Genomic DNA, 25,973 nt, shown 5'->3' on the forward strand with positions numbered 1-25,973 from the left:
GCGCTGGCTGCCCCTACTGGCACAGGCGCGAATTTCACTCCCGTTTATGAACGCTGCTGCTGCATCGGCGCGATCCGTCGCGCCTGCTGATTTCGCTTTGAAAGACGAAGGCAAAGGGAAGCCCATGGCTGAAACCCCCTCCACGGAATTTGATGTCGCCGTCATCGGCGCCGGTGTGGTCGGTTGCGCGGTCGCCCGCCGTTTCGCGCTGGCCGGTGCGAAGGTGGTGGTCATCGAAAAAGGCCCCGATATCCTCTCCGGCGCCTCCAAGGCCAATAGCGCCATCCTCCATACCGGTTTCGATGCGCCAGAAGGCAGTCTGGAATTGGAACTGGTGAAGGCCGGCCGGGAGGAATATCTCTCCATTCACGGGCAGATGGGCCTCAGCCTCGTCGAAACAGGCGCGCTGGTCTGCGCCTGGAACCCGGACGAGGCGGAAAAACTGCAGGCGATTGCGGATCAGGGGCGGCGCAACGGCATTGCCGGGCTTGAGTTCCTTACGGCCGTGCAGGCTCGCGAAGCCATGCCGGGCCTGTCCGACCGCCTTTTCGCCGCGCTCGACGTTCCGGGCGAACATATCATCGATCCGTGGTCCGCGCCGCTGGGCTATCTCACGCAGGCGGTGGCGCTCGGCGCGCAGCTGGTGCGCAACGCGGAAGTTCTGTCCGGTGCGTTCGACGGCACGTGGCGGATCGAGACGACCGCAGGCGTTATCCTTGCCGCGAGTGTCGTCAACGCCGCCGGGCTGTTCGGCGATATTGTCGATGCGCGTCTGGGGCTTTCGCCTGACTTTGCCATCAAGCCCCGCAAGGGGCAGTTCGTGGTGCTGGACAAGGCTGCCCGCCGGCATGTGCCGCGCATCGTCCTGCCCGTTCCGACCGAAATCACCAAGGGCATCGTCGTGTGCCCCACCGCCTTCGGTAATGTTCTCGTCGGCCCGACGGCGGAAGAGCAGGAAGACCGCGAGCGCGCGACGGTCGAGACGGCGACGCTGGAAGTACTGCTGGAGCGCGGTGCGGAGATCGTTCCGGCGCTAGCTTCCGTTTCCGTAACCGCCGTTTATGCCGGTCTGCGACCGGCGTCTGAAAAGAAGCATTACCGCATTTCCGCCCGGCCGGACCGGCGGGCCATCACGCTCGGCGGCATTCGCTCCACGGGCCTCAGCGCCGCACTCGGTCTCGCGCAACATGCGCTGAAGCTTCACGAAGGTTTCGGCACGCATTTTGTCTCACCGCCCTTGGCTCCTGGCGTGACGATGCCCAACCTGACGGAAACCTGCGAGCGGGACTGGCAGCGTGCCGATCACGGCGAAATCGTCTGTCATTGCGAACTCGTCACCCGCCGCGAGATTGAGGCGACCTTTTTAAGCCCGGTGCCGCCGGGCGATTTCGGCGGGCTGAGGCGGCGCACCCGCGCCGGCATGGGTCGCTGTCAGGGCTTTTATTGCAACGCCCGGCTGGCCGCGATGGCGGGCGACCGCCTGGCGATCCCGCTTGCCGTTCACGAGGGAGGCGACCGATGAGTGCGGATGTCATCGTGGTCGGCGGCGGCCCGGCAGGCGTGGCGGCGGCGCTGGAGCTGAAAGCGCGCGGTATCGCCCGCGTGATGATCCTCGAGCGTGAGCCGGCCCTTGGTGGCGCAACCCGGCATTGCCTGCATTCGCCCTTCGGCATGCGTGAGTTCGGACGCGTCTATTTCGGCCCGGCCTATGCGCAACGCCTGCAGCGGCAGGCGCAAAATGCGGGTGTCGATATCCGCACCGGTCATTCCGTGGTGGAACTCGGGCAGGATGGCGCGGTGCTGGTGACGTCGGCGCGCGGCGTCGAAACGCTGAAGGCCCGGCGTATCGCGCTTGCGACCGGCGCGCGGGAAAAACCACGCTCCGCGCGGCTTCTGCCCGGCGACCGGCCGGTGGGTGTGGTCACCACCGGCACGCTGCAATCCTATGTCGCCTTTCACGGCATCATGCCCTTTCGCCGGCCGCTTATCGTCGGTTCGGAACTGGTTTCCTTTTCCGCGCTTCTAACCTGCCTGACGCATCGCGCCCGGCCGGTGGCGATGATCGAGCCAGAGCCCCATCCGCTGGCGCGGTCGCCTTTCCAATGGTTTCCGCGACTGGCCGGGGTGCCCTTTTATTGTGGTGCGGTACTCACGGATATTCGCGGACGCGGCCGGGTCGAGGAGGCCGATATCCGTCTGGCGGATGGTCGCATCATGACAGTTCAATGCGACGGTGTTCTGCTCACCGGGCGGTTCACACCGGAGGCAGCGCTTCTCAATGCATCCCCCGTGGATGTTGCGGCAGGCAGCGCCGGGCCGCTGATCGATCAGGACGGACGGATGCCCAACCCGATATTCTTCGCCGGCGGGAATGTCTTGCGGGCCGTGGAAACGGGCGGCTGGGCGTTTCGCGAAGGCCGTCGGGTTGGCGCGGCGGTGGCTGACGATCTCGCCCGGGGACCATGCGGCGCGCCGGCGGTGCCCGTCACCTTCGCCGATCCGCTCAAGCTGGCGGTTCCCGCCATGTTGAGGCCGGGTGGGCTCGACAGACCCGCATTTCGCGATTTTCAGCTTCGCTTCACCAGACGCGTTCAAGGCCGGCTTTCGCTTCATCTCGACGGAACGGAAGTGTGGAGCAAGACCGGCCGTTGGCCTCCTGAACGCCGTGTACTGGTGCCCATTCCCGGCGCTGCGTTTGAAGCGGGCCAGATTGCTTTCCACTTTCAGGAGACCAATTGATGCGCATTGCCGCAATCGATCAGGGAACGACATCGACCCGGTGCCTTGTGGTGAGCGATGGCGGCACGGCGGAGGTCGTGGCCAGCCGGCGTCACGCGCAATTTTATCCGGCCGCCGGCCATGTGGAACATGATCCGGAAGAACTGCTGGGCAACATCCGCGCGGTGCTGGCTGCCGCCGGGCCGGTGGATGCCATCGCCATCGCCAATCAGGGCGAGAGTTGCCTGGCGTGGGATGCCGTAAGCGGCGAGGCGCTGTCGCCGGTCATCGTCTGGCAGGATGCCCGCACCGCCGAAGCGCTCGCCGCCCTGCCGCCTTCGGCAACGGATCGTTCTAAAGAGATTTGCGGGCTGCCGCTCGATCCCTATTTTTCGGCCAGCAAACTGGCCTGGCTGGTCAGGCACAATCCGGCAGTGGCAGAGGCAAGGGCTGCGGGCCGTTTGCGGCTGGGCACCACCGATGCGTTTTTTCTGGACCGGCTGACGGGCTGTTTCCGCACCGACCTTGCAACGGCGTCGCGCACGGGTCTGCTCAATCTTTCAACCGGAGACTGGAGCCCGGAACTCTGCGCGCTTCACGGCGTGCCGCTGGATTGCCTGCCCACAATCGGCCCTGTCGATGGTGGCTTCGGCGCGGTCGAGGGAACGCCCATCCGCGTTTCCATCGTCGATCAGCAGGCAGCGCTTTATGGGCATGGCTGCCGCAAGGCCGGCGATTGCAAGATAACCTTCGGAACCGGGGCTTTTCTGCTGGCCGTTGCCGGTAACGGGAGGCCTTTGACGGGAGAGCTTCTGCCGACCATTGGCTGGCAAATGCAGGGCGCCCCCGCTATCTTTGCCATCGAAGGCGGGATCTATGATGCCGGCGCGGCGCTTGAATGGGCGAAAAAGATCGGCCTCTATGCTGAAAATGCAGAACTCGACGGTTTCGAGGGGCCGTCGGCCATTCGTCGCGGCCTTGTGTTCGTGCCCGCCCTTTCGGGCCTTGCCGCGCCCTATTGGGACAGGCAGGCCGTGCCTTTGTTCATCGGCATGGACCACGCGACTGAGCGGCGTGACATGGTGCGTGCCGTGCTGGAAGGCATTGCCCTGCTGACGGTGCGGTTGATCGAGGCGGCATCGGCGGTCGCCCCCATAGGCGACACGATCTCCATCGATGGCGGCTTGTCGAACAGCCGTTATTTCGCCCGCTTTCTGGCCGCCGCCAGCGGTCGAACCATTTGCGTGCCCGCCATGCGCGAGTTGACGGCGCTCGGTCTGGCGGAACTGTGCGGTGTCGATGTCGCGGCCCTGCGAGGCGATGCCGAGATATTCACGCCCGATGGATCGGTCGATGCCGAAGACCACGCCCGCTTCGCACGCGCCATAGACAGTGCGCGGAGCTGGCAACGATCCAAAACCTGCACAAGTGCGGTTCCGCCGACCGTGCCGGCGGCGGGCGTCTGATTTCTCCAATTTAAAGAACAGGCGACAAAGGCGACAGAATTTGATAAATTACAAAACAGCCGGTTGCGGTTTGACGCGTCGATAAGAAGTCACCGAGCGTTCCTGTACCGCCAGCCGGATCATGGCGCAGGAGGAGAAGTGCTATGACGGCATTCCATGTCATGGCCGGTGCGAGTGGTGAATTTGCCCGCCCGGAAGTCCGCAAGATTGGCATCCCGGATATTGTGGATGCGTTGAAGCTGGGACTTGAGGACTTTAAAGAAAAGCCGTCCCACTATGTTTTTCTCTGTCTTATGTATCCGATTGCCGGTGTTTTTCTGGTGATGTGGAGTTCCGGCGCCAATCTGCTGCCGGTTATTTATCCGCTGATGTCGGGTTTTGCACTGATTGGTCCGATCGCGGCCATCGGGCTTTATGAAATCAGTCGACGACGCGAGCAGGGGTTGGATAGCTCCTGGCGGCATGCACTGGAGGTTCGTCACTCTCCGGCCCTGCCGTCGATCATCGCGGTCGCCGTCATGCTGTTCGTGCTTTTCGTCGTCTGGTTGATTGTTGCGCAGAGCATCTACACTGCGACTTTCGATGCGACCGGTCCGGTTTCGCTCTCCACCTTTCTGTCGGACGTATTGACGACCTCGCAAGGTCTCTCCCTCATCATCTGGGGCAATCTGGCCGGCTTCGTTTTCGCGGTCGTCGTGCTGGCGACAACGGTGGTGGCGTTCCCGCTGCTGCTCGACCGGGATGTCGGCGCAGTCGCGGCGGTGGATGCGAGCATCCGCGCCACGCTTGCCAACCCGGTTCCGGTGGCGCTTTGGGGATTGATCGTCGCGGCCTTGCTCGTCGTCGGCACGATCCCGGTATTTATCGGCCTCGCGGTCGTCATGCCCATCCTCGGCCACTCGACCTGGCACCTCTATCGGAAACTGATCGTGTCCGATTATCCAAGCCGTACGCCTTGAATTCATAGAGGAAATCTATCCGTAGATCATCCTCCCTGCCGTTGCGGCCCCGCGAGGGGAGCCGCGGCGGTTGGGACGGCCATGGAGAGTGCGGGGATGCCATGTGGTATCGTTTTCTTCCGATCTGTCTGCTTTTCGCGATTGCCTTCCCGATTGAGGCCGTAGCACTGGAAGGAGACGCTGCCGCAGGCGCCACCATAATTGCTCGCCCGATCAATTTATGAGATAATTCTAATATACTTCGCGATGGGGTTGTAGAAGTATTCGTGGCCGGATCACGGGAGGAGACGATGGCTGTCGTTGTGATTCTCGTTCTGCTGGTGGTGGGATCGATCGTATTCCACCTGCTGAGCCCGTGGTGGTGGACGCCGATAGCCTCGAACTGGAGCTATATCGACAATACGATCATCATCACTTTCTGGATCACCGGCTTCGTTTTCTCGGCCGTTGTGCTGTTCGTCGCCTATTGCGTGTTCCGCTTCAGGCACCGCGCCGGAAACCGGGCGGCATACCAGCCCGAAAACAAGCGCCTGGAATGGTGGCTGGCGGGCGGAACCGGGGTTGGGGTGGCTGCAATGCTTCTCCCGGGCCTCTTCGTATGGAACCAGTTCGTAACCGTCCCGGACGGTGCGAGCGAGGTGGAAGTCGTCGGTAAGCAATGGCAATGGAGTTTCCGCCTGCCGGGAGCGGACGGACGGCTCGGGCGGGCGGATACGCGCGCTATTGGACCCGACAATCCGCTCGGCCTGAACAGGAACGATCTCGCCGGAATGGACGATGTCATCGTTGAAGGCGGTGAGTTGCATCTGCCCGCCGGCAGGCCGGTGAAGATGCTGCTGCGCGCGGTCGATGTCGTGCATGATTTCTACGTACCGGAGTTCCGGGCCAAGATGGACATGATCCCCGGCTCGGTCACCTACTACTGGTTTACGCCGACCCGGACGGGAACCTTCGAGGTTCTCTGCGCGGAACTGTGCGGTGTGGGTCATCCGCAGATGCGCGGCACCGTCGTCGTCGATACCGAGACCGATTATCAAGCCTGGCTGCAGCAGCAGCCGACTTTCTCGAAATTGCTGGCTTCGGCGGAAACGCCGGCGGCCAGATAAGCGCCGCGCATATTGGAAGGGAAGACCGCATCGGGGGAACAGGGAGGTTGGAACATGGCCGAGATTGGATCCGGCGCCGGGCAGGTCATTCAGCCCGCTGAAGTCGAGGACGTCGAGCTTTATCACCCGAAAAGCTGGTGGACGAAATATGTCTTCAGCCAGGATGCCAAGATCATTGCCATTCAATATTTCCTGACAGCCATCGCAATCGGCATGGTGGCGCTGGTGCTTTCCTGGCTGATGCGCCTGCAGCTCGGTTTTCCCGGCTATTTCTCCTTCATCGACGCGGAACATTATTATCAGTTCATCACCATGCATGGCATGATCATGGTGATTTACCTGCTCACCGCGCTGTTTCTCGGCGGTTTCGGCAACTACCTGATCCCGCTGATGCTCGGCGCGCGCGACATGGTGTTTCCCTATGCCAATATGCTGAGCTACTGGCTCTACCTTTCCGCCGTCCTTGTGCTGGTGGCCGGTTTCTTCGCACCCGGCGGGCCGACGGGCGCCGGCTGGACGCTCTATCCGCCGCAGGCGCTTCTTTCAGGAACGCCGGGCGGGCGCGACTGGGGCATCATCCTGATGCTGTCATCGCTGATCCTGTTCATCATCGGCTTTACTTTGGGCGGGCTGAATTACGTCGTCACCGTGCTGCAGGGACGCACGCGGGGCATGACGCTGATGCGCATGCCATTGACGATATGGGGCATATTCACGGCTACCGCCATGGCGCTGCTCGCTTTCCCGGCGCTCTTCGTCGCTGCCGTCATGATGTTGTTCGACCGGCTGCTCGGCACGAGCTTCTTCATGCCGGCCATCGTGGAGATGGGCGAACAATTGAAGCAGGAGGGCGGCAGTCCCATTTTGTTTCAGCACCTGTTCTGGTTCTTCGGCCATCCGGAAGTCTATATCGTCGCACTTCCCGCCTTCGGCATCGTCTCGGATCTGATCAGCACCCATGCGCGCAAGAATATCTTCGGCTACCGCATGATGGTCTGGGCGATCGTTATCATCGCGGCGCTGAGCTTCGTCGTCTGGGCGCATCATATGTATGTCAGCGGCATGAACCCGAATTTCGGGTTCTTTTTTGCAACCACGACACTGATTATCGCCGTGCCGACGGCGATCAAGGTCTATAATTGGGTGCTGACGCTCTGGCGCGGCGATATCCATCTCACCCTACCGATGCTGTTTGCGCTCGCCTTCATCGTCACATTCATCAATGGCGGATTGACGGGTCTCTTCCTCGGCAATGTCGTCGTCGATGTGCCGCTTTCGGATACGATGTTCGTGGTCGCCCATTTTCATATGGTGATGGGGGTCGCGCCGATCATGGTGATCTTCGGTGCGATTCACCACTGGTATCCGAAAGTCACGGGCCGGATGCTGAACGAGGCGATGGGGCACGTCCATTTCTGGATCACCTTTCTCGGTGCTTATGCCATCTTCTTCCCGATGCATTATCTCGGGCTGATGGGCGTGCCGCGCCGCTATTACGAGCTGGGCGAAACCGCTTTCATTCCAGATTCGGCGCACACGTTGAACATATTCATCACCGTGGCCGCGCTCATCGTCGGTGCGGCTCAACTGCTGTTCGTGTTCAATCTCGAGTGGAGCCTGCGCTGGGGCAAAAAGGCGGTCGGCAATCCGTGGCGGGCCACGACACTGGAATGGCAGACGCCGCAGACCCCGCCGGTTCATGGCAATTGGGGCAAGGAACTGCCGGTCGTTTATCGCTGGCCGTATGACTACAGCGTGCCCGGCGCGGCTGAGGACTTCCTGCCGCAAAACCAGCCGGCGGCTGCCGGGCCGTCCGAAAGGGTCCCGTCATGAGCGCCATCCTCATCTTCATGGCCGGGATCGCCGGCATCATCGGCTGGTGGATGGCGCGGCAGCGGCTGGCCTCGAAGCCTTGGCTGGAAGTCGGTCTGGCAGGCGATGCGCCGCAGATGCAGGGATCGTCGGCGACAATCGCGAAAGTCGGACTTGGGATATTTCTGGCGGTTGTCGGCGCGTTGTTCACCTTGCTCATCAGCGCCTATCTCGGCCGCATGGGCGGCGCCGACTGGTGGGGTATCCCGATCCCCGGACTGTTATGGGTGAACACCGCGGCGCTTGCCGCCAGCAGTCTGGCGCTGCAATGGGCGAAAACCGAAACCCGTCCAGATCATCGCGAGAGACTGAATGCGGCTCTTGTGACAGCCTTTGCGACGGCTGTTTTCTTTGTCGCCGGTCAATTCCTGGCGTGGCGGCAACTCATCTCCGCAGGCTATATTCTGGCGGATAACCCATCGAACAGCTTCTTCTACATGATCACCGGCCTGCACGGCCTGCATATATTGGGCGGGCTTTTCGTGCTTGGTCGCACCGCAATCCGTGCCCGGAGCGAGCCCTTGTCGGCGAGGATGCGCCTGAGTGTGGAGCTGTGCGCCATCTACTGGCATTTCATGCTGGTCGTCTGGCTTATCCTTTTTGCGCTTTTCGCCGGCTGGGCGAACAGTTTCGTCGATCTCTGCCGTCAATTGGTCACCTGAGGAGTGTCGATCATGGCCGCATCCATGGAGGAAAGACCGGTAAGTGATCCGCATCTGCGGCCGGCGGGATTGCGCGGCATCGCCGCCGATCTGTCATCGGACCAGCGGGCGTTCAAGAACGTCTCCTGGGGCAAGGCGATGATGTGGATATTCATTCTGAGCGATATCTTCATTTTCGGCTGTTTCCTGCTGGCCTATATGGCGGCGCGCATGTCGGCCACCGCGGCCTGGCCCAATCCGAGCGAGGTTTTCGCGCTCACGATTGCCGGCAGGCACATTCCGCTGATCCTGATTGCCATCATGACCTTTGTTCTCATCAGCAGCAGCGGCACGATGGCCATGGCCGTCAACTTCGCATATCGCCGCGACCGTCGCAAAACCGCCGCGCTGATGGTGGCGACGGCAGCGCTTGGCGCGACATTCGTGGGAATGCAGGCTTTCGAATGGAGCAAGCTTATCGCAGAGGGCGTTCGTCCCTGGGAAAACCCGTGGGGTGCGGCGCAGTTCGGTTCGGCTTTCTTCATGATCACGGGCTTTCACGGCACCCATGTTTCCATCGGCGTCCTGTTTCTTCTCATCGTCGCGCGCAAGGTTTGGCGGGGAGATTTCGATGAGGAAAGGCGGGGGTTCTTCACCAGCCGCAAGGGGCAATACGAGATCGTCGAGATAACCGGGCTTTACTGGCACTTCGTGGATCTGGTGTGGGTCTTTATCTTCGCATTCTTCTATCTGTGGTGAGTGAGGATGGCATCATGGCACAGCAACAGTCACAACAGGGACAGCAGCATCCGATAAGACTTTACATGGTGGTCTGGGGACTGCTTTTCGTCCTCAGCGCCTTCTCCTATATGGTCGATTATCTCGGCATTCAGAGCTATCCGAGATGGTCCCTGATCATCCTGTTCATGATCCTGAAGGCGGGGCTGATCATGGCGATTTTCATGCATATGGCCTGGGAGCGGCTGGTCCTGATCTACGCCATCCTGCTTCCGCCGGTTCTCGTGCTCGTCTTCGCAGCCCTGATGGCCTCGGAATCCAACTATACGGCTCTTACCCGGGTGACCTTCATGGGGGCCGGTTCTTGAGACCCGAGGCAAGATTTTCAGGATTGTGGAAGCAGCACGCCGACGGCGAATTCCTCGTCGGTTGCGACGTGGCCGGCCTGAGTCTTGCGATATTCGCTGGGGGTGAAACCGCGCTCGGCTCGTAGCGTGCGGGAAAGGTGCGGGGCATCGCAAAAACCGGTGGCGAGCGCAATCTGGGTGATTGTGTCACGCGTCGTGCGCAGGAGCGACAAAGCGCGATCCAGCCGCAGTTCGAGATAGACCTTGGAAGGCGTTGCGCCCAGGTCGGCGAGGAAACGCCGTTCGAGGCTGCGGCGGCCAAGGCCGAGATCATTCGCCAGTTCCAGCACGGTTCTCGGAACCTCGATATTCTGCTGCATCCGCAGGATTGCTTTTTTGACGAGGGGATCGTTGGCCTTGCGTGCGCTCTGCTGGCCGGGTTGAGGCTTTTCACCGCTCAGCGCACTGTCGATCATCATGATGTTGAGGCTCTTGACGGCGGCGGACTGGCCGACATGGCGCTCGACGAGGAAGGCTGCCAGATGCGCGGCGCCGTGGCCGCCGGAACAGGTCAGCCGGTCGCGGTCGATGACGAAGATCTGGTCGGAGATCATCTGGACGGTATCGAAACGGTCGAGAAAATCCTGGTGGTGGAACCAGCTCACGCAGCAGCGATAACCGTCGAGCAGGCCGGCCTCGTGCAGGATGAAAACGCCGGTGCAGAGCCCGACAATGGGAACGCCGGCCGCCGCCCTTTCTTTCAGGAAGCGCAGCGCCTCCTGCGGCAGGGCGCTGTGATCGCTGATCAAGCCGCCGACAACGACGATATAGTCGTAGTGCCCGGCGTCCATCAGCCGCGTATCCGGCTGCACCTTCACACCGCAGCTCGACTGTACGCTGCTCATGGTCGCCGAGAGCACCGACCATTCGCACAGGATAGGCCGTGAACGGTCCGCCTCATCGGCCGCAAGGCGCAGCACATCGACGAAATTCGCGAAGGCCGACAGCGTGAAGCGGTCGGCAAGCAGGAAGGCGACGCTGAGGCGTTTTCTGGCGCGGTGTGAGGTCATGACGCAAATATTCATGCAAACAGACGCGATTGTCCAGCCGGGGCGCGGCAAATGCTCTACCCTTTTTTTGTGCCGCATTGTCCGACGCCGAAGCGAGATCGCTTCGGCTGGAAATGCTCCAGCTTTTACGACACGAGATTTTCCAACCATCGGGTCCCGCTCATGACGCGTTTTAATGCCTTCAATCTTTTGCGGAATGCCCTGACCGGCCACAAGAACTGGGACGAGCAATGGCCCGACAGTCAGCCGAAAGCCGAATATGACGTGGTCATCGTCGGCGCCGGCGGCCATGGTCTGGGCGCTGCCTATTATCTGGCCAGCCAGCACGGCATCACCAATGTCGCCGTCATCGACAAGGGCTGGCTCGGCGGCGGCAATACCGGCCGCAACACCACGATCATCCGCTCGAACTATCTCTATGACGAGAGCGCCCGTCTTTACGATCACGCCGTCGATCTGTGGGAGAATTTGAGCCAGGAATTGAACTACAACGTCATGTATTCAAGGCGCGGCGTGCTGATGCTGGCGCATAATGTGCACGATGTGCAGAGCTTCAAGCGCCACATCCATTCCAACCGTTTGAACGGTGTCGACAATCGCTGGCTTACCCCGGAAGAGTGCAGGGACTATTGCCCGCCGCTCAGCATTGCGCCGAATGCCCGCTATCCCGTCATGGGCGGCGCGCTTCAGGAACGGGCCGGCACGGCCCGTCATGATGCCGTCGCCTGGGGTTATGCGCGCGGCGCTGCCGCCCGTGGTGTCGATATCATCCAGAACTGCCCGGTCACGGCCATTCGCCGCAATGCCGACGGCTCCGTCGCGGGCGTCGAAACGGCGAGGGGCTTCATCAAGGCGAAGAAGGTCGCGGTTTCGGCTGCCGGCCACACCTCGGTCGTCATGGACACGGCCGGCGTGCGTCTGCCGCTCGAAAGCTATCCGTTGCAGGCGCTGGTGTCGGAGCCGATCAAGCCGATCTTCCCCTGCGTGGTGATGTCGAACGCGGTCCACGCCTATATCAGCCAGTCCGACAAGGGCGAGCTGGTGATCGGTTCGGGTACGGACCAATATACGTCCTATTCGCAGCGCGGCGGCCTGCCGCTGATCGAGCATACCATCGCCGCCATCGTCGAGATCTTCCCGATCTTCAACCGCATGCGGATGCTGCGCAAATGGGGCGGCATCGTCGATGTCACGCCGGATCGCTCGGCCATTCTCGGCAAGACGCCGGTTGACGGGCTTTACGTCAATTGCGGCTGGGGTACCGGCGGTTTCAAGGCGACGCCGGGCGCTGCCCATACCTTCGCCTGGACCATCGCCAAAAACGAACCGCATCCGATCAACGCGCCGTTCACGCTGGAACGCTTCCGTTCCGGCCGCCTGATCGACGAAGCGGCCGCCGCCGCCGTGGCGCACTGAGGATAGAACCATGCTGCTGATCCGCTGCCCCTATTGCAACGAAACACTGCCCGAAGCCGAATTCACCTATGCCGGGCAGGCCCATATTAGCCGCGCCGCCGATCCCTCGTCGCAGACCGATGAACAATGGGAAGAATTCCTGTTCATCCGCGAAAACGTCAAGGGTCCGCATTTCGAGCGCTGGCGGCACCTGCATGGCTGCGGCCGCTTCTTCAACGCCGTGCGCGACACGGTGAGCGACCGTTTCCTCACGACCTATCGGGCGGGCGAGCCGCGTCCTGAACTTTCTTCCCTGACCCGTGCACCAGCCAGTTCCGAGGTGTCGAAATGAACTCCTATCGCGTTTCCGGCCGTGGCCGTGTGGATGCCGCCCGCTTCGTGAGCTTCACCTTCGACGGCAAGACCTATCGCGGCGTGAAGGGCGATACGGTCGCCTCCGCGCTTCTGGCCAATGGCGTGCATCTGATGGGCCGCTCGTTCAAATACCACCGCCCGCGCGGCCCGGTGGCGGCGGGTTCCGAGGAGCCGAATGCGCTGATCGGCACCCGCCGCAGCGTCGGACGTTTCGAGCCGAACACCCGCGCCACGGTGCAGGAAATCTGGAACGGGCTGGAAACCACCTCGCAGAACAAATATCCGAGCCTGAAATTCGATATCGGCGCGGTCAACGACATGGCCTATATGCTGTTTTCGGCGGGTTTCTATTACAAGACATTCATGTGGCCGAAGAGCTTCTGGAACAAGGTCTACGAGCCTTTCATCCGCGCGGCTGCGGGTCTCGGCGTTTCGCCGACGGAGGAGGACCCCGACACTTATGCCTCGCGCAACCTGCATTGCGATGTGCTGATCGTCGGCGCCGGTCCTGCCGGTCTCGCGGCAGCGCGCGCAGCGGCGGTCGATGGTCTGAAGGTCGTGCTGGTTGATGAAAATGCTGAAGCCGGTGGCACGCTGCTGTCGGAGCCGCAGGCGAAGATCGACGGCAAGCCCGCATGGAACTGGCTGGCGGATGAGCTGAAGGCGCTGAAGGAGCGCGGCGTCAGGGTCATGACCCGCACGACGGCGATTGCCTATTACCACCAGAACATGATCGGCCTCTGCGAAAAGCTGACCGACCATCTGGAAACCGTGCCGAAGGATACGCCGCGCGAGCGCCTGTGGCGGGTGCGGGCGCGTCAGGTGGTGCTGGCGCAGGGCGCGCTGGAAAAGCCGCTGGTCTTCCACGGCAACGACCGGCCGGGCGTGATGCTGGCGGGTGCTGCCCAGACCTATCTCAACCGTTACGGCGTCAAGGTCGGCAACCGGCCGGTTGTGGTGACGAGCCATGACAGCGCCTGGTATGCGGCCTTCGATCTTCACGGCGCGGGCGCGCGCGTTCAGGCCATTGTCGATACCCGCGCCAAGGTGCGCGAGGAACTGGTGAACGAAGCGCGCGCGCTCGGCATTCCGGTCAAGCTGTCGCATACGGTCACGGCGACCTCGGGCCGGCTGCGGGTCAAGTCCGTCCGGGTCAATGCGGTCAATGGCGCGTCGGTCGGTGCGGGACAGGAGATCGCCTGTGATGCCGTGCTAATGTCGGGCGGCTGGACGCCGTCGCTGCATCTCTTTTCGCATACGCAGGGCAAGATTGCCTGGGATGATGAACGGACTACGTTCCTTCCTGCCCTCACTAACGAGGATTGCGTGATTGCCGGGGCCGGGCGAGGGCTGTGGGGCATCGAGGCGGCGCTGAAGGACGGCGCGGAACGGGGTCGCGAAGTCGCCGCCGCACTCGGCAAGACTGCCAATAGTTCCAGCCATGCGGTGGAACATGACCGTACTGGCAGCGGCGTCTCGCACACGGAACTGCTGAGCGACCGCGATGCCGGCAAGGCCAAGGCCTTCGTGGATTACCAGAACGACGTGACGGCCAAGGATCTGCGGCTTGCCGTGCGTGAGGGCATGCGCTCCATCGAGCATGTCAAGCGCTACACCACCAACGGCATGGCGACAGATCAGGGCAAGATGTCCAACATCAACGGTCTCAACATCGCGGCGGAAGCGCTGGGCAAGCGCCAGCCGCAGGTGGGACTGACCACCTTCCGTCCGCCCTATACGCCAACGACCTTCGGAGCGTTTGCGGGTTATCACCGCGGCGCGCATTTCGAAGTGACGCGCAAGACGCAGATCGACGGTTGGGCTGAGGAGCACGGCGCGGTCTATGAGCCGGTCGGGCAATGGCGTCGCGCCTGGTATTTCCCGAAGCCGGGCGAAGACATGGATGCGGCGGTCAGCCGTGAATGCCGGGCAGTGCGCCAGAGTGTGGGTATTTTCGATGCCTCGACGCTCGGCAAGATCGAAGTGGTCGGTCCCGATGCGGTCGAGTTCATGAACCGCATGTATACCAATCCCTGGACGAAGCTTGCCGCCGGCCGCTGCCGTTATGGCCTGCTGCTCGGCGATGACGGCTTCATCCGCGACGATGGCGTCATCGGCCGTATGACCGAGGACCGTTTCCATGTCACCACCACCACCGGCGGCGCCGCCCGCGTGCTGAACATGATGGAGGACTACCTCCAGACCGAATGGCCCGATCTCAATGTCTGGCTGACCTCGACCACCGAACAGTGGTCGACCATTGCGCTGAACGGCCCGAACGCGGCAAAGCTGCTTACGCCGCTGGTGGAAGGTGTCGAACTGACGGAAGAGGCTTTCCCGCATATGTCCTGCGTGGAATGCACCGTGGCCGGTATGCCGGCGCGGCTGTTCCGCGTCAGCTTCACCGGCGAGATCGGCTTTGAGGTCAATGTGCCGGCGCCGCTCGGCCGCAAGCTCTGGGAAATCCTGTGGGAGGCCGGCCAGCAATATAGCATCACGCCTTACGGCACGGAAACCATGCATGTGCTGCGCGCCGAAAAGGGTTACATCATCGTCGGCCAGGACACCGACGGTACGGTTACGCCCTATGATGCGGCGATGGGCTGGGCCGTGGGCAAGAACAAGCCGGATTTCGTCGGCAAGCGCGGCCTTGCCCGCCCCGATCTCGTCGCCAAGGGCCGCCGTCACCTCGTCGGTCTTCTGACTGAAGACCGCTCGAAGCTGGAAGAGGGCGCGCAGATCGTCTTCGATCCGAAACAGCCGATCCCGATGAAAATGGTGGGTCACGTCACATCCTCCTATCACTCGGATGCCGCAGGCCAGCCGATTGCGCTGGCGCTGGTTGAGGGCGGCCATGATCGGATGGGCGAGACCGTCTACATTCCGATGCTGGACCGCACCATTGCCGCGAAAATCACCGGGATGGTGTTCGTCGATCCCGAAAATACCCGCCTGAAGATTTGACCTGGAGATGACAATGAACATGCGCGTTTCCTCCCCCGTTCCCGGCACGCTGGCCGAGAGCAAAGCTGCCCGGGTCAGCGTTCTGACCGCGCAGGCGCGGCTGTCGCTGCGGGCGCGCGGCGATCTCGCCCCGCTCAACGCCGCCCTTGGCCTTACCCTGCCGGACCGGATCGGCCTCCGCGCCGCTTCAGGCGACATCGAGGTCCTGCGCCTTGGCCCCGACGAGTGGACCGTGCTTGCACCTGTCAGCGCGGTCGACGGGCTGATCGCCGCCTGCGCAGGCGTTTACGCCAGCCATCCGCATAGTCTCGTCGATATTTCCGGACGAGAAGTGACGCTCCTGATCGAAGGTCCGCAGGCTGCCGAATTGCTGACGCTGGGCTGCGCCCGCGACATCGACACGATTGCCGTCGGCGAGGGACGCCGGACGATTTTCGACGGCGTCAGCGTGGTGCTCTGGCGCGATGCGGAAAACCGTTTCCGCATGGATATCTGGAACAGTTTCGTATCGCATCTTGGCCATCTGCTTGAAACCGGCTGCAAGGAACTTGCGGCGGACATCGCCTGATCTGGGAGAAGAAAACAATGCTCAACCGACTGTCACATAATACCGTTTCGGACACGGTGATCGCCGACGCCATCGCTGAGGAACTCGATCGCCAGAAGACGCAGATCGAGCTGATCGCCTCGGAAAACATCGTTTCCGCCGATGTTCTGGCGGCGCAAGGCTCGGTGCTGACCAACAAATATGCCGAGGGCTATCCCGGCAAGCGCTATTACGGCGGCTGCGAATTTGTCGACAAGGTCGAAGCGGTCGCCATCGACCGGCTGAAGCAACTCTTCGGTGCTGAATTCGCCAATGTGCAGCCGCATTCCGGCGCGCAGGCCAATCAGGCGGTGTTTCTGGCGCTGCTTCAGCCCGGCGACCGGATCATGGGGCTTTCGCTGGCCCATGGCGGCCACCTGACGCACGGTTCGCCGGTCACCATGTCCGGCAAATGGTTCGATGTGGTCTCTTATGAGGTCGACGCCGAAACCCATCTGATCGATATGGAGAAGGTGCGGGCACGGGCGCTGGAGACGAAACCGAAGCTGATCGTGGCGGGCGCATCGGCCTATCCGCGTCAGATCGATTTCGCCGGCTTCCGCAGAATAGCCGACGAAGTCGGCGCTTATCTGATGGTCGATATGGCCCATTATGCCGGGTTGATCGCCGGCGGCAAATATCCGAACCCCGTGCCGCACGCCCATGTCGTCACCTCCACCACCCATAAGACCCTGCGCGGTCCGCGCGGCGGCGTTATCCTTACCAATGATGCCGATCTCGCCAAAAAGCTCAATTCGGCGGTATTCCCCGGTAATCAGGGCGGTCCGCTGATGCATGTCATCGCCGCCAAGGCCGTGGCGTTCGGTGAGGCGCTGCGCCCGGACTTCGCAGATTACGCCGGTCAGGTCATCGCCAATGCACAGGCGCTTGCCGCCGTGCTGACGAAGGGCGGTCTGGGGATCGTCTCGGGTGGAACCGACAGCCATATGGTGCTGGTCGATCTGCGCCCGAAAGGCGTGACCGGAAAGATCGCCGAAATCGCGCTGGAGCGGGCGGGGCTCACCTGCAACAAGAACGCCATTCCCAACGATCCGGAAAAGCCCTTCGTCACCTCGGGTATCCGGCTCGGCAGCTCCGCCGGCACCACGCGCGGCTTTGGCGTCGCCGAATTCGAACAGATCGGTGCGCTGATCCTGCGTGTCATCGATGCGCTTGCGGCGAATGCCGAGGGTGACGCCGCAATTGAGGCCGACGTGCGGGCGCAGGTCGCAGCGCTTTGCGACGCCTTCCCGATCTACGGTTCGTAAATGTTCCTGTCGGTCTTCGATATATTCAAGATCGGCATCGGCCCATCGTCCTCTCATACGATGGGACCCATGGTCGCTGCCGCCCGGTTTCTTGACGATCTGCGCGGCGGTGACAAGTTCCCGGGGGCCGGAGACCTGTTCGGCCTGCGGGCGAGCCTGCATGGCTCACTCGCCTTCACCGGCAAGGGCCATGCGACGGATCGCGCGGTCATTCTCGGCTTGTGCGGGCTGAAACCCGATACGCTCGATCCCGACCGGGTGGAGGAGATCGAGGCGGAAGTGCGCAGGACCGGCCTCGTCGAGCCCGAGGGGCTGCCGGCGCTGCGGTTCGATCCGGACAGGGATCTGGTCTTCGATTATGGCCCGCCGCTTCCCGGCCATGCCAACGGGCTGGTCCTCATTGCCTGCGACCGTCAGGGTAACACCTATCACCGGGAGGTCTATTATTCGATTGGCGGCGGCTTCGTCGTCACCGAAACGGAGCTGCAAAGGTCGGCCGGGGGATTGAGCGCCGGCAAGCAGCAGCCGGTGCCCTATCCTTTCAGCACGGCGGCGGAAATGCTGCGCATGGGCCGCGCGTCCGGCAAGACCATCGCTCAGATGAAGCGGGCGAATGAAGAGGTTGTTTACGGGTCGGAACTGGATGCGAGGCTGGACCGCGTCTGGGAGGTGATGGAAAGCTGCATCGAGCGGGGTCTGACGCAGGAGGGCATTCTGCCCGGCGGGTTGAAAGTGAAGCGCCGGGCGAAGGCTATCCATGCGCAATTGCAATCGGAACGCGGGCTGAACCTCACCCAGCCGCATCAGGCCAATGACTGGATGAGCGTCTACGCCATGGCGGTGAATGAGGAAAACGCCGCCGGCGGGCGCGTCGTCACCTCACCCACCAACGGGGCGGCGGGCGTGGTGCCGGCGGTGGCGCGTTATTATCTCGACCATTGCGTCGGTGCGCACCGGGAAGGCATTCGCGATCTTCTGCTGGTCGCGGCGGCGATTGGCGGCCTGATCAAGCACAATGCCTCGATTTCGGGGGCGGAAGTCGGCTGCCAGGGCGAGGTGGGGTCGGCGGCGGCCATGGCGGCGGCCGGGCTTTGCGCGGTTCTGGGCGGCAGCAACGCGCAGGTGGAAAACGCCGCTGAAATCGCACTGGAGCATCATCTCGGCATGACCTGCGATCCGGCGGCCGGGCTCGTTCAGGTTCCCTGCATCGAACGCAATGCGCTGGGCGCCATCAAGGCCGTCTCGGCGGCCAGCCTTTCGCTGCGTGGCGACGGCACCCATTTCATGCCGCTCGACAATTGCATCACCGTGATGCGCGAGACCGGCCGCGACATGCATGTGAAATATAAGGAAACCTCGCAGGGCGGCATCGCCGTCAACCTGCCGGAGTGCTGATCCATCAAGGGGGAGCAGGATTTGACCACCTATATCATGAAAGTCGCGTGCCCGGCGCGCAGCGGCATCGTCGCTGCCGTCTCCGGTTATCTCGCCCGGTCCGGCTGCAACATCAACGACAGTTCGCAATTCACCGACCAGGAGACGGGCCGCTTCTTCATGCGGTTGAGCTTCGTTTCCGAACAGGGATCGGGACGCGATGCGCTGCTTGACGGCTTCGGTCCCGTCGCGGCGGACTTCGATATGGATTACGATATTCATGACCTTTCGCGAAAGACGAAGGTCGTCATCATGGTCTCGCGCTTCGGTCATTGCCTGAACGATCTGCTGTATCGCTCCCGCATCGGCGCGCTGCCGGTCGAGATCGTCGCCGTGATCTCCAATCATCTCGATTACCAGAAGCAGGTGGTGAATGAGGATATTCCCTTCCATCACATCCGCGTCACGCCGGAAACGAAGCCCGAGGCCGAAGCGGCGATCCTGCAGGTGGTGCGGGATAACGGGGCGGAACTCGTCGTACTGGCGCGTTACATGCAGGTTCTGTCGGACTCGTTGTGTCAGGAAATGTCAGGCCGTATCATCAATATCCACCATTCTTTCCTGCCGTCTTTCAAGGGCGCCAATCCCTATAAGCAGGCCTATGAGCGCGGCGTGCGGCTGATCGGGGCGACCGCCCACTACGTCACCGCCGATCTCGATGAAGGGCCGATCATCGAGCAGGATACGATCCGCGTGACCCATGCCCAGAGCGCAATGGATTATGTCAGCCTCGGCCGGGATGTGGAAAGCCAGGTGCTTGCGCGGGCCATCCACGCTCATATTCATCACCGGGTCTTCCTGAACGGAAACAGGACGGTCGTTTTTCCCGCGTCTCCCGGAGAACATGTGTCCGAACGTATGGGCTGAATGCGGGTTCTTGCGGAACCGTAATTCGCGTCCTTTCTCAGTGGCTCGTCGTCATGTCGTCCCGCCAGTAGCAGGCGTTGAGATAACGTTTCTTGGACAGGACCGACAACTTGTCCCGAAAGTCCTGCCATTGGGAGAACGCATTGGCGAGCCACAGGAAATAATCATTGGTGGAAGCGGCTGTCTCCATCGCCGCCCCGCCAACATGTTCGATGAATTTCGCGGGAGATACCGTCGAGCGCGGCAACCAGCATATTTGCATGCCGGGCGGCGCGACGATGTCATATCGGCAATTCTCGGCCCGAAGGAAAATCTGGCCGTTAACATCCCTGGGCAGGTTCTCGCAGATGCGGGCGATGGCGGGTAAGGCCGTTTCATCCCCGGCCAGCAGATAGTTTTTTGCTGGCTTCATTCCCAGTCCGCACGGGCCGGACATGCCGCAAAGCGCGCCGGGACGCGCATTCCGGGCAAAGGAACATCCCGGCCCCGTATCCTCATGCAGAACGAAATCGATATCGATAAAACCGCTATCGGGATCTATCGCCCGGATCGTGTAATAACGGACAGCGAAGGCATCCGCGGGTTCGGCAACATTTTCCGCGGCGGGCAGATTGCGGTTGAAGTTATTGTTCTGCTTTGCGAAATAAAGCCTGACATGGAGGTTTTTCAGCGTATTGAAACGGTGAAGACCGGTGCCGGTAAAGCGCAGGCGCTGCATGAATGGGGTGAGGCGCTGGCTGTCGACCACTGTCAGAATCCTGAAACTGTCATCCGCGAATATGGTCATGCGCGCCTTCCGATAAGTACAAGCAAAAACGGCCCGCCAACCACCGTCGCCAGGAGGCCGGCGGGTATCTGAAACGGGAAGATGAGGTTGCGCCCCAGCCAGTCGGCGATGAGCAGGATAAGCCCGCCGATCAGCGCCGCCGCCGGCAATTGCGTGCCGGCGCGCTGGAAACCAGCGAGCCGCGCCAGATGCGGTCCCATCAGGCCGGCGAAACTCAAGGGGCCCACGAGGATCGTCGCGCTTGCGGTGAGAATGGCGGAAAGCGAATAGAGACCGTTACGGCTCGCCACGACAGAGACGCCGGTATTTCGGGCGATATCTTCGCCAAGCGGCAGCACTTCCAGCCAGCGGCGAATGAAGGGGGTTAAGGCAAGCCCAAAAGAAAGCAGGACCGCCGCCATGATGGCTTCGCCCGGCGCGACGGCATAGGTGGAGCCGGAAAGCCAGGCGAGAAGCTGACCGAGCCTCGGGTCCTGCGATGTCATCAATACCGCCATGACGAAACCGGAGACGGAACTGAGCGCAATGCCGATCAGCAGCAGCCGGTCGCCGGAAAAGCCCGGCTTGCGCGACAGGGTCAGCATCAGCAGCAAAACCGTCAGCGAACCCACCGCACCTGCGAGGATTTGCGCGCCACGGGTGGGTGCGGCAAGGGTGAGAAGAAGCAGAATGACGCCGAGCATCGCCCCGGAGGAGACACCGAGCACCTCTGGCGACGCCATGGGATTGCCGGTGACGCGCTGCAGAATGGCGCCGGCAAGCGCCAGCATCGCCCCGCCGCTGAAGGCCGCGAGCGCCCTCGGCCAGCGCCAGCCGAGACCATGCAGATCGTAAAGTCCCGATAAAAACCAGCCCTCCGTGTTTTTCCCGACGGCGAGTGCGACGCCGGCGGCGACGCAGAGAATGGCGATGAGACCGAGCAAAGCCGGAATGGGCGAGGCAAGGCGCGCTGCCGCCGGCTGCGCGCCCGGCTGCGGCGGGGCCGGCATCTTCAGCCGCCGGATCAGCGCGAACATCAGCGGCGCACCGAGAAGAGCGGTGACGGCGGCGGTCGGGAACAATCGATAGGTGACGGGAAAAAACAGGACGATCTGGTCGGTCAAGGTCAGCAGCAGTGCGCCAAGTGCTGCCGAATAACCGAGCTGCGCCGCCATTCGTCTTGCGCCGCAGGCGCGCGCGAGCGCGGGGGCGGCAAGGCCGATAAAGCTGATGATGCCGACGGAGGCGGTGACCACCGCCGTCAAGGCCGCCGCTACCACCAGCGTCAGCAGGCGGTAGGCGGCAAGCGACAGGCCGAGACTTTTTGCATTGGCGTCCTCAAGCGTCATGATCGTCAGGGGGCGAAGAAGCAGCACGACTGCAAGGGCGAGCACGGCGAGACGAGGGGCCAGAAAGGAGACGGCGCTCCAGTCCTGCTGATCGAGATATCCAGCACCCCATAAAAAGATGCTGACGAGAAAATCATGGTTGAACAGCACCAGAACGGCGCTCGCAGCACCGCAATAAAGGCTTACGATCATGCCTGCCAGCGTGACGGTGACGGGCGACAGGCCTTTGCGCCAGGAGAGTGCGAGGATTGCCAGAAGCGACAGCGCCGCGCCCGCAAAGGCGATCCATTCCCGTGCGCCCGTCCATTGCGGGAACCACAGCGTGGCAATGGCAAGCAACAGATAGGAACCGGCTGAAATGCCGAGCGTCGCCGGCTCGGCAAGCGGATTGCGCAGAATGTTTTGCAGGATCGCCCCGACAAGGCCGAGCGTCGCACCGGTCATCAGCGCCACCACGATCCTCGGCAACAAGGTATTGTGCAGCAGCACCTGCGCCGTCATGTCGGGATCGGGAAAAAACAGGGCTGCAAGCGGCGTCCCATCGGGCATGCGCAGGAACAGGTTGAAGCCGGCAAGGCCGGCGCAGACGATGGCGAGCGATGTGATGACGATCGCGGATATGTTCGCCGTCCTCTTCATGGCGATGCCTCACCGGCAAGGGCTTCGGAAACGAGGCGGGCGAAACGTCTTGCCGGCGGCAATCCGCCGTAAAACAGCACGTCCCTGATACGCATCAACCGGTTTTCGCGAATGAAGGGCAGGCTTTTGATGACCGGCGCGCTGAGAAGTGTGTCCAGCTTCTCGCTGCTGGTATCGCCGATGCACAGAAGCCGCGCCTGCGGATGGCGGGAAAGCTGGTCGGCCGTCACTGTCGTATGACCGTATTGCGAGGTGTAGCCATCCCAGGCGTTCTCGATGCCGAATTGATCGAGAACATTCTGGAAGAGGCTGTTCCTGCCGAAAACCAGCAATCGCCTGCCATCTATGACCGTCGCCAGCAGCAGAGGCCGTCCGTCATAGGCGGAGAGCCGTGCGCGTGCCTGCTGCATTTCCGCGTCGAAATTTTCCTCAAATGCGTCAAACCGGCCGGGATCGCCGATCCGCGTGGCGAGCGCGATGAGGGCGTTTCTGCCACTGATTAAATGGTTTTCGCCCGCAGTGACGCCGGAATCGAAAAGGTGGGTGGGGGCGATGGCGGCAAGCCGGCCGGCAGCCATGGTGAAATCGTCGCTGTGCAGGATGAGGCTTGGTCGAAGATAGTCCACAAGTTCCAGATTGGGCTCGGACCGCAATCCAAGCTCGGCGACCGAGGGCGACAGCGCCGGTTCGACGACGAGGCTGCCATAACGTTCCAGTTCCGGCATGGCTGCGGGCTGCACGCCAAGCGCCAGCAGGTTCTGCCCGCTCACCCAGTCCATGGCGACGATGCCGCCGGAACGGGCGGCCGATGACGGCCGGTTTGTAAGGAAAAAAGCACCTGTCCCGCAGAGCAACGCTCTGCGGGACAGGGAACTGCGCAGCATCATCAGAATTTCGCCTGAACCGAGAAGGAGACGGTTCTCGGCGCTCCGAGATAATAGCTGTTCTGCCAGTAGTTCTCATCGGTGATGTTGCTGACATTCAGCCGGAATGTCAGTGGATTGCCGAAGTTTTCGGTGGTGTAACGCAGGCCGAGATCGGCGGTGACATAGGAGGAAAGGCGGTCGTTGTTTTCGGAAGTCGCCCATTGTTTGCCGGTGTAATAGAGGCCGCCGGTCAGGAAGAGACCTTCGACGGTGGGAACCTCATATTCGGCATAGACCTTGGCGAGAACATTGGCGACGTTCATGGGTCGCTTGCCGTCATAGGTTCCGCCTTCGACCCTGGCGTCGAGGAATGTCAAGCCGCCGAGAATGGTAAGGTCATCCGTCACCTTGCCGGTCGCCGTGAACTCGATGCCGCGATGGCGCTGGCGGCCGTCCTGCGTGTAGATATTGGCATCCGTCGTCAGTTCGTAGGCCTTGGAGATGTCGAACAGCGCCGCCGTCAGCAGCATGTCGCCGACATCGCCCTTGATGCCGATTTCCTTCTGCTTGCTGACCATGGGGGCGAGAATCTGCCCGCTATTTGCGGCCGTGTCCGGCGCAACGCCGCCCTGCTCAAGGCCTTCTATATAGCTGCCGTAGAGCGTCACCGCCTCCACCGGCTTGAAGAGCAGCGACCCCGAGGGCGAGAGCCTTGCTTCATCGTAGTCCGGGGCGGAGCGGGCGCCGCTGCTGTCCAGCGACTGGCTCTGGATCATGCTGTAATTGGCGCCGACGAGGGCCGACCATTGTTCGTCGAATTCGATCTGGTCGCCGACGACGAAGTTATGATTGCGCACATAGCCGGACTTGTAGAGCGTGCCGGTGTTTGGCGGGAAAGTCGGCTCGGCAATATGCCGGGGAGAGGACAGGGGGAAAGACGGCTGCCAGCCGGTATTGGGGTTGTAAGTCGTACCCCAGTCCTTGCCCTGATACATGTAATATCCGGCGGTCAGCTTGTGGGAGACCGCGCCGGTATCGAAGGAGACGTCAGCGAAAATATTCGCGGCGTCGAAGACGTTTTTTGTCCTGCCGGAGCGAATTGCGATCTGGGAATACTCCTCCGCGGACTGGACAAGATTCATCGTATGATCCTGAACCGGCCGGTCGATATATTCCCGCATATATCCGCCGCGCAGGGTAATGGCGTCGTTCACATCGTAGGTGAGCTTGGCCGAGTATCGTTTTTTCTCGATTTCGTCGTGAATCCAGGGCTGGCTCCAGTTCCTGCTGGCGTCGAGCGCATCGCCATGCAGCACGCCGTCTGCGAAAGCCCAGTAGGAGTTGGCGGCGTCCAGCTTGTATTTGCTGTAGGAAGCATTGAGTTCGAGCTTCAGCCGGTCGGTGATGTTCCAGTCGAAAGCGCCGCTTGCCAGAAAGCGGTCGACATTCTGGTCGTCGATGGCCGTGTCGCCCGCCGAACGGACGATATTGAGGCGATAACCCATGTCGCCTTCCGGATCGATGCGGCCGCCGAAATCGCCATGGACGAAGGCCTGCGCGCCGCCGTAATTGCCGACCGTTACGCTGTTCAAACGTTCCTGCGTCGGGCGCTTGTAGACATAGTTGATCATTCCGGCGGGCGAGGCCGCGCCATAGAGAAAGCCCGAAAGGCCGGAAAGAACCTCGGTGCGTTCCTTGTCTTCCAGCACCGTCGCGTGGCTGTAGGAGCGGCGGAAGCCGTCTTCGGCGGTGTCATAGGTGGTGAAACCGCGAATATTGGCCATCGGCGCCCAGCCGGACATCTGCGGTGTCTGGCTGCGGATGGTCGGCAGGACGCGGTAGATATCCTCCGGGGATTGCGCCTGGATATTCTGGATCAGCTCCCTCGGCGCGACAGTGACGGAAAACGGTGTATCGCGAATGGCCGTCTGTCCGAGCAGGCCGAGAGAGGACAGGGTTTCCGTGCGGTAGCCATCCTGCGCCAGCCCGTCCTGCTGCAATACGGATGCGCCACGCGTGCCTTGAACGGTAATGGGTGCGAGAAGGGTGGAGTTTCCGGCTGCCGCAGCACTTGCCGCGCTGACCGGCGCGGCGATGACGACGGAGGTGGCGTCGGTGAAGGAATAAACGAGGCCGGTGCCGCGCAGAAGCTCCACGATCGCCTGCTCGCGGGTTGTCGCGCGGCTGACGCCCTGCGAAAGTTTTCCGCGTGCAATCGAGGCATCGTAGGAAATCTGCGTTCCCGACAGTTTTCCGAAGGTTGCCAGCGATTTGTTCAGCGGGCCGGCCGGAACCGAATAAACCGCCTGCGCAAAGGCCGGCTGTGCCGCGATGCCGGCGGCGAGCGCCGTGGTCGTCGCCAGAAAGGCGAAAAACAGCGCGCCACGACCCTTACGACCCCTGTTTGTACCCTTATGAGCCGATGAGAACTCATTCCCCATGTGAAAGCCACTCCATTAAATCTGTCCCCGGAGACCGGCCGGCCTATGCTGGCGACGGGTTCTCTGAGGACAATACGAATGGCGTTCGAAAATTTTCCTCTTTTTC

Annotated in this window: 21 protein-coding genes; 16 read left to right on the plus strand and 5 right to left on the minus strand. The window is 62.0% G+C overall.

Annotated features, from left to right (window positions below):
* Positions 1–124: 124 nt before the first annotated feature.
* The 9 genes from I3J13_RS21005 to I3J13_RS21045 all read left to right on the plus strand — a co-directional run bounded on the left by I3J13_RS21005 (position 125) and on the right by I3J13_RS21045 (position 9,868).
* Complete coding sequence (locus I3J13_RS21005; protein ID WP_196380100.1) at positions 125–1,522, plus strand: NAD(P)/FAD-dependent oxidoreductase; 1,398 nt, start codon at positions 125–127, stop codon at positions 1,520–1,522.
* Positions 1,519–2,739 (plus strand): NAD(P)/FAD-dependent oxidoreductase, encoded by a 1,221-nt coding sequence (locus tag I3J13_RS21010; RefSeq protein ID WP_196380101.1) that lies wholly within the window; start codon positions 1,519–1,521, stop codon positions 2,737–2,739. The genes I3J13_RS21005 and I3J13_RS21010 overlap by 4 nt, the downstream gene beginning before the upstream one ends.
* On the plus strand, positions 2,739–4,184 hold the full coding sequence (locus I3J13_RS21015) for an FGGY family carbohydrate kinase (RefSeq protein ID WP_196380102.1): 1,446 nt from the start codon (positions 2,739–2,741) through the stop codon (positions 4,182–4,184). Before I3J13_RS21010 ends, I3J13_RS21015 begins: the two co-directional genes overlap by 1 nt.
* A 143-nt stretch (positions 4,185–4,327) precedes the next feature.
* On the plus strand, positions 4,328–5,143 hold the full coding sequence (locus I3J13_RS21020) for a DUF2189 domain-containing protein (protein ID WP_020812341.1): 816 nt from the start codon (positions 4,328–4,330) through the stop codon (positions 5,141–5,143).
* A gap of 290 nt (positions 5,144–5,433) precedes the next feature.
* On the plus strand, positions 5,434–6,249 hold the full coding sequence (locus I3J13_RS21025) for a cytochrome c oxidase subunit II (RefSeq protein WP_196380103.1): 816 nt from the start codon (positions 5,434–5,436) through the stop codon (positions 6,247–6,249).
* Between the two features lie 54 nt (positions 6,250–6,303).
* On the plus strand, positions 6,304–8,082 hold the full coding sequence (locus I3J13_RS21030; protein ID WP_196380104.1) for a cytochrome c oxidase subunit I: 1,779 nt from the start codon (positions 6,304–6,306) through the stop codon (positions 8,080–8,082).
* On the plus strand, positions 8,079–8,783 hold the full coding sequence (locus I3J13_RS21035; RefSeq protein WP_196380105.1) for a cytochrome c oxidase subunit 3: 705 nt from the start codon (positions 8,079–8,081) through the stop codon (positions 8,781–8,783). Before I3J13_RS21030 ends, I3J13_RS21035 begins: the two co-directional genes overlap by 4 nt.
* Positions 8,784–8,795: 12 nt before the next feature.
* Positions 8,796–9,521 (plus strand): heme-copper oxidase subunit III family protein, encoded by a 726-nt coding sequence (locus tag I3J13_RS21040; protein ID WP_196380106.1) that lies wholly within the window; start codon positions 8,796–8,798, stop codon positions 9,519–9,521.
* A 14-nt stretch (positions 9,522–9,535) separates the two neighbouring features.
* Positions 9,536–9,868 (plus strand): cytochrome C oxidase subunit IV family protein, encoded by a 333-nt coding sequence (locus tag I3J13_RS21045; protein ID WP_035239099.1) that lies wholly within the window; start codon positions 9,536–9,538, stop codon positions 9,866–9,868.
* 17 nt (positions 9,869–9,885) lie between these two features.
* On the opposite strand, the gene I3J13_RS21050 is transcribed toward I3J13_RS21045, so the two are convergent.
* Positions 9,886–10,932 (minus strand): GlxA family transcriptional regulator, encoded by a 1,047-nt coding sequence (locus tag I3J13_RS21050; protein WP_196380107.1) that lies wholly within the window; start codon positions 10,930–10,932, stop codon positions 9,886–9,888.
* A 147-nt stretch (positions 10,933–11,079) separates the two neighbouring features.
* Between I3J13_RS21050 and I3J13_RS21055 the strand changes: the two genes are divergently transcribed.
* The 7 genes from I3J13_RS21055 to purU are packed head-to-tail and all read left to right on the plus strand — an operon-like array spanning position 11,080 to position 19,806.
* A complete protein-coding gene (locus I3J13_RS21055) occupies positions 11,080–12,333 on the plus strand; it encodes a sarcosine oxidase subunit beta family protein (RefSeq protein ID WP_196380108.1) in 1,254 nt (417 codons plus the stop codon).
* A 10-nt stretch (positions 12,334–12,343) separates the two neighbouring features.
* Positions 12,344–12,664 (plus strand): sarcosine oxidase subunit delta, encoded by a 321-nt coding sequence (locus I3J13_RS21060; protein WP_080853706.1) that lies wholly within the window; start codon positions 12,344–12,346, stop codon positions 12,662–12,664.
* Positions 12,661–15,651: a sarcosine oxidase subunit alpha gene (locus tag I3J13_RS21065; RefSeq protein ID WP_196380109.1), complete on the plus strand. Its 2,991-nt coding sequence runs from the start codon at positions 12,661–12,663 to the stop codon at positions 15,649–15,651. The genes I3J13_RS21060 and I3J13_RS21065 overlap by 4 nt, the downstream gene beginning before the upstream one ends.
* A gap of 13 nt (positions 15,652–15,664) precedes the next feature.
* A complete protein-coding gene (locus I3J13_RS21070; RefSeq protein ID WP_162936035.1) occupies positions 15,665–16,219 on the plus strand; it encodes a sarcosine oxidase subunit gamma in 555 nt (184 codons plus the stop codon).
* A 17-nt stretch (positions 16,220–16,236) separates the two neighbouring features.
* Positions 16,237–17,505 carry a serine hydroxymethyltransferase gene (gene glyA, locus I3J13_RS21075; protein WP_059761123.1) on the plus strand — a complete coding sequence of 423 codons (1,269 nt, stop codon included), beginning with the start codon at positions 16,237–16,239 and terminating at the stop codon, positions 17,503–17,505.
* Entirely contained in the window at positions 17,506–18,900 is a 1,395-nt protein-coding gene (locus I3J13_RS21080) for an L-serine ammonia-lyase (protein ID WP_196380110.1), read from the plus strand.
* A gap of 21 nt (positions 18,901–18,921) precedes the next feature.
* Positions 18,922–19,806: a formyltetrahydrofolate deformylase gene (purU, locus tag I3J13_RS21085; RefSeq protein WP_003521996.1), complete on the plus strand. Its 885-nt coding sequence runs from the start codon at positions 18,922–18,924 to the stop codon at positions 19,804–19,806.
* Positions 19,807–19,843: 37 nt separating this feature from the next.
* Here purU and I3J13_RS21090 read toward each other — a convergent pair whose 3' ends face one another.
* From I3J13_RS21090 to I3J13_RS21105, 4 genes are read right to left on the minus strand one after another with little or no spacing between them, the layout of a single operon-like run.
* The gene (locus I3J13_RS21090; protein ID WP_196380111.1) at positions 19,844–20,593 is read right to left on the minus strand and encodes a siderophore-interacting protein; all 750 of its coding nucleotides are present in this window, start codon (positions 20,591–20,593) and stop codon (positions 19,844–19,846) included.
* The gene (gene fhuB, locus I3J13_RS21095) at positions 20,590–22,560 is read right to left on the minus strand and encodes a Fe(3+)-hydroxamate ABC transporter permease FhuB (RefSeq protein ID WP_196380112.1); all 1,971 of its coding nucleotides are present in this window, start codon (positions 22,558–22,560) and stop codon (positions 20,590–20,592) included. The genes I3J13_RS21090 and fhuB overlap by 4 nt, the downstream gene beginning before the upstream one ends.
* On the minus strand, positions 22,557–23,447 hold the full coding sequence (locus tag I3J13_RS21100; RefSeq protein WP_196380113.1) for an ABC transporter substrate-binding protein: 891 nt from the start codon (positions 23,445–23,447) through the stop codon (positions 22,557–22,559). The genes fhuB and I3J13_RS21100 overlap by 4 nt, the downstream gene beginning before the upstream one ends.
* Positions 23,447–25,867 (minus strand): TonB-dependent receptor, encoded by a 2,421-nt coding sequence (locus I3J13_RS21105; protein ID WP_196380114.1) that lies wholly within the window; start codon positions 25,865–25,867, stop codon positions 23,447–23,449. The genes I3J13_RS21100 and I3J13_RS21105 overlap by 1 nt, the downstream gene beginning before the upstream one ends.
* Positions 25,868–25,973 lie beyond the last annotated feature (106 nt).

Origin of the sequence: Agrobacterium leguminum, assembly GCF_015704895.1 — a bacterium.
Lineage (GTDB): Bacteria > Pseudomonadota > Alphaproteobacteria > Rhizobiales > Rhizobiaceae > Agrobacterium > Agrobacterium leguminum.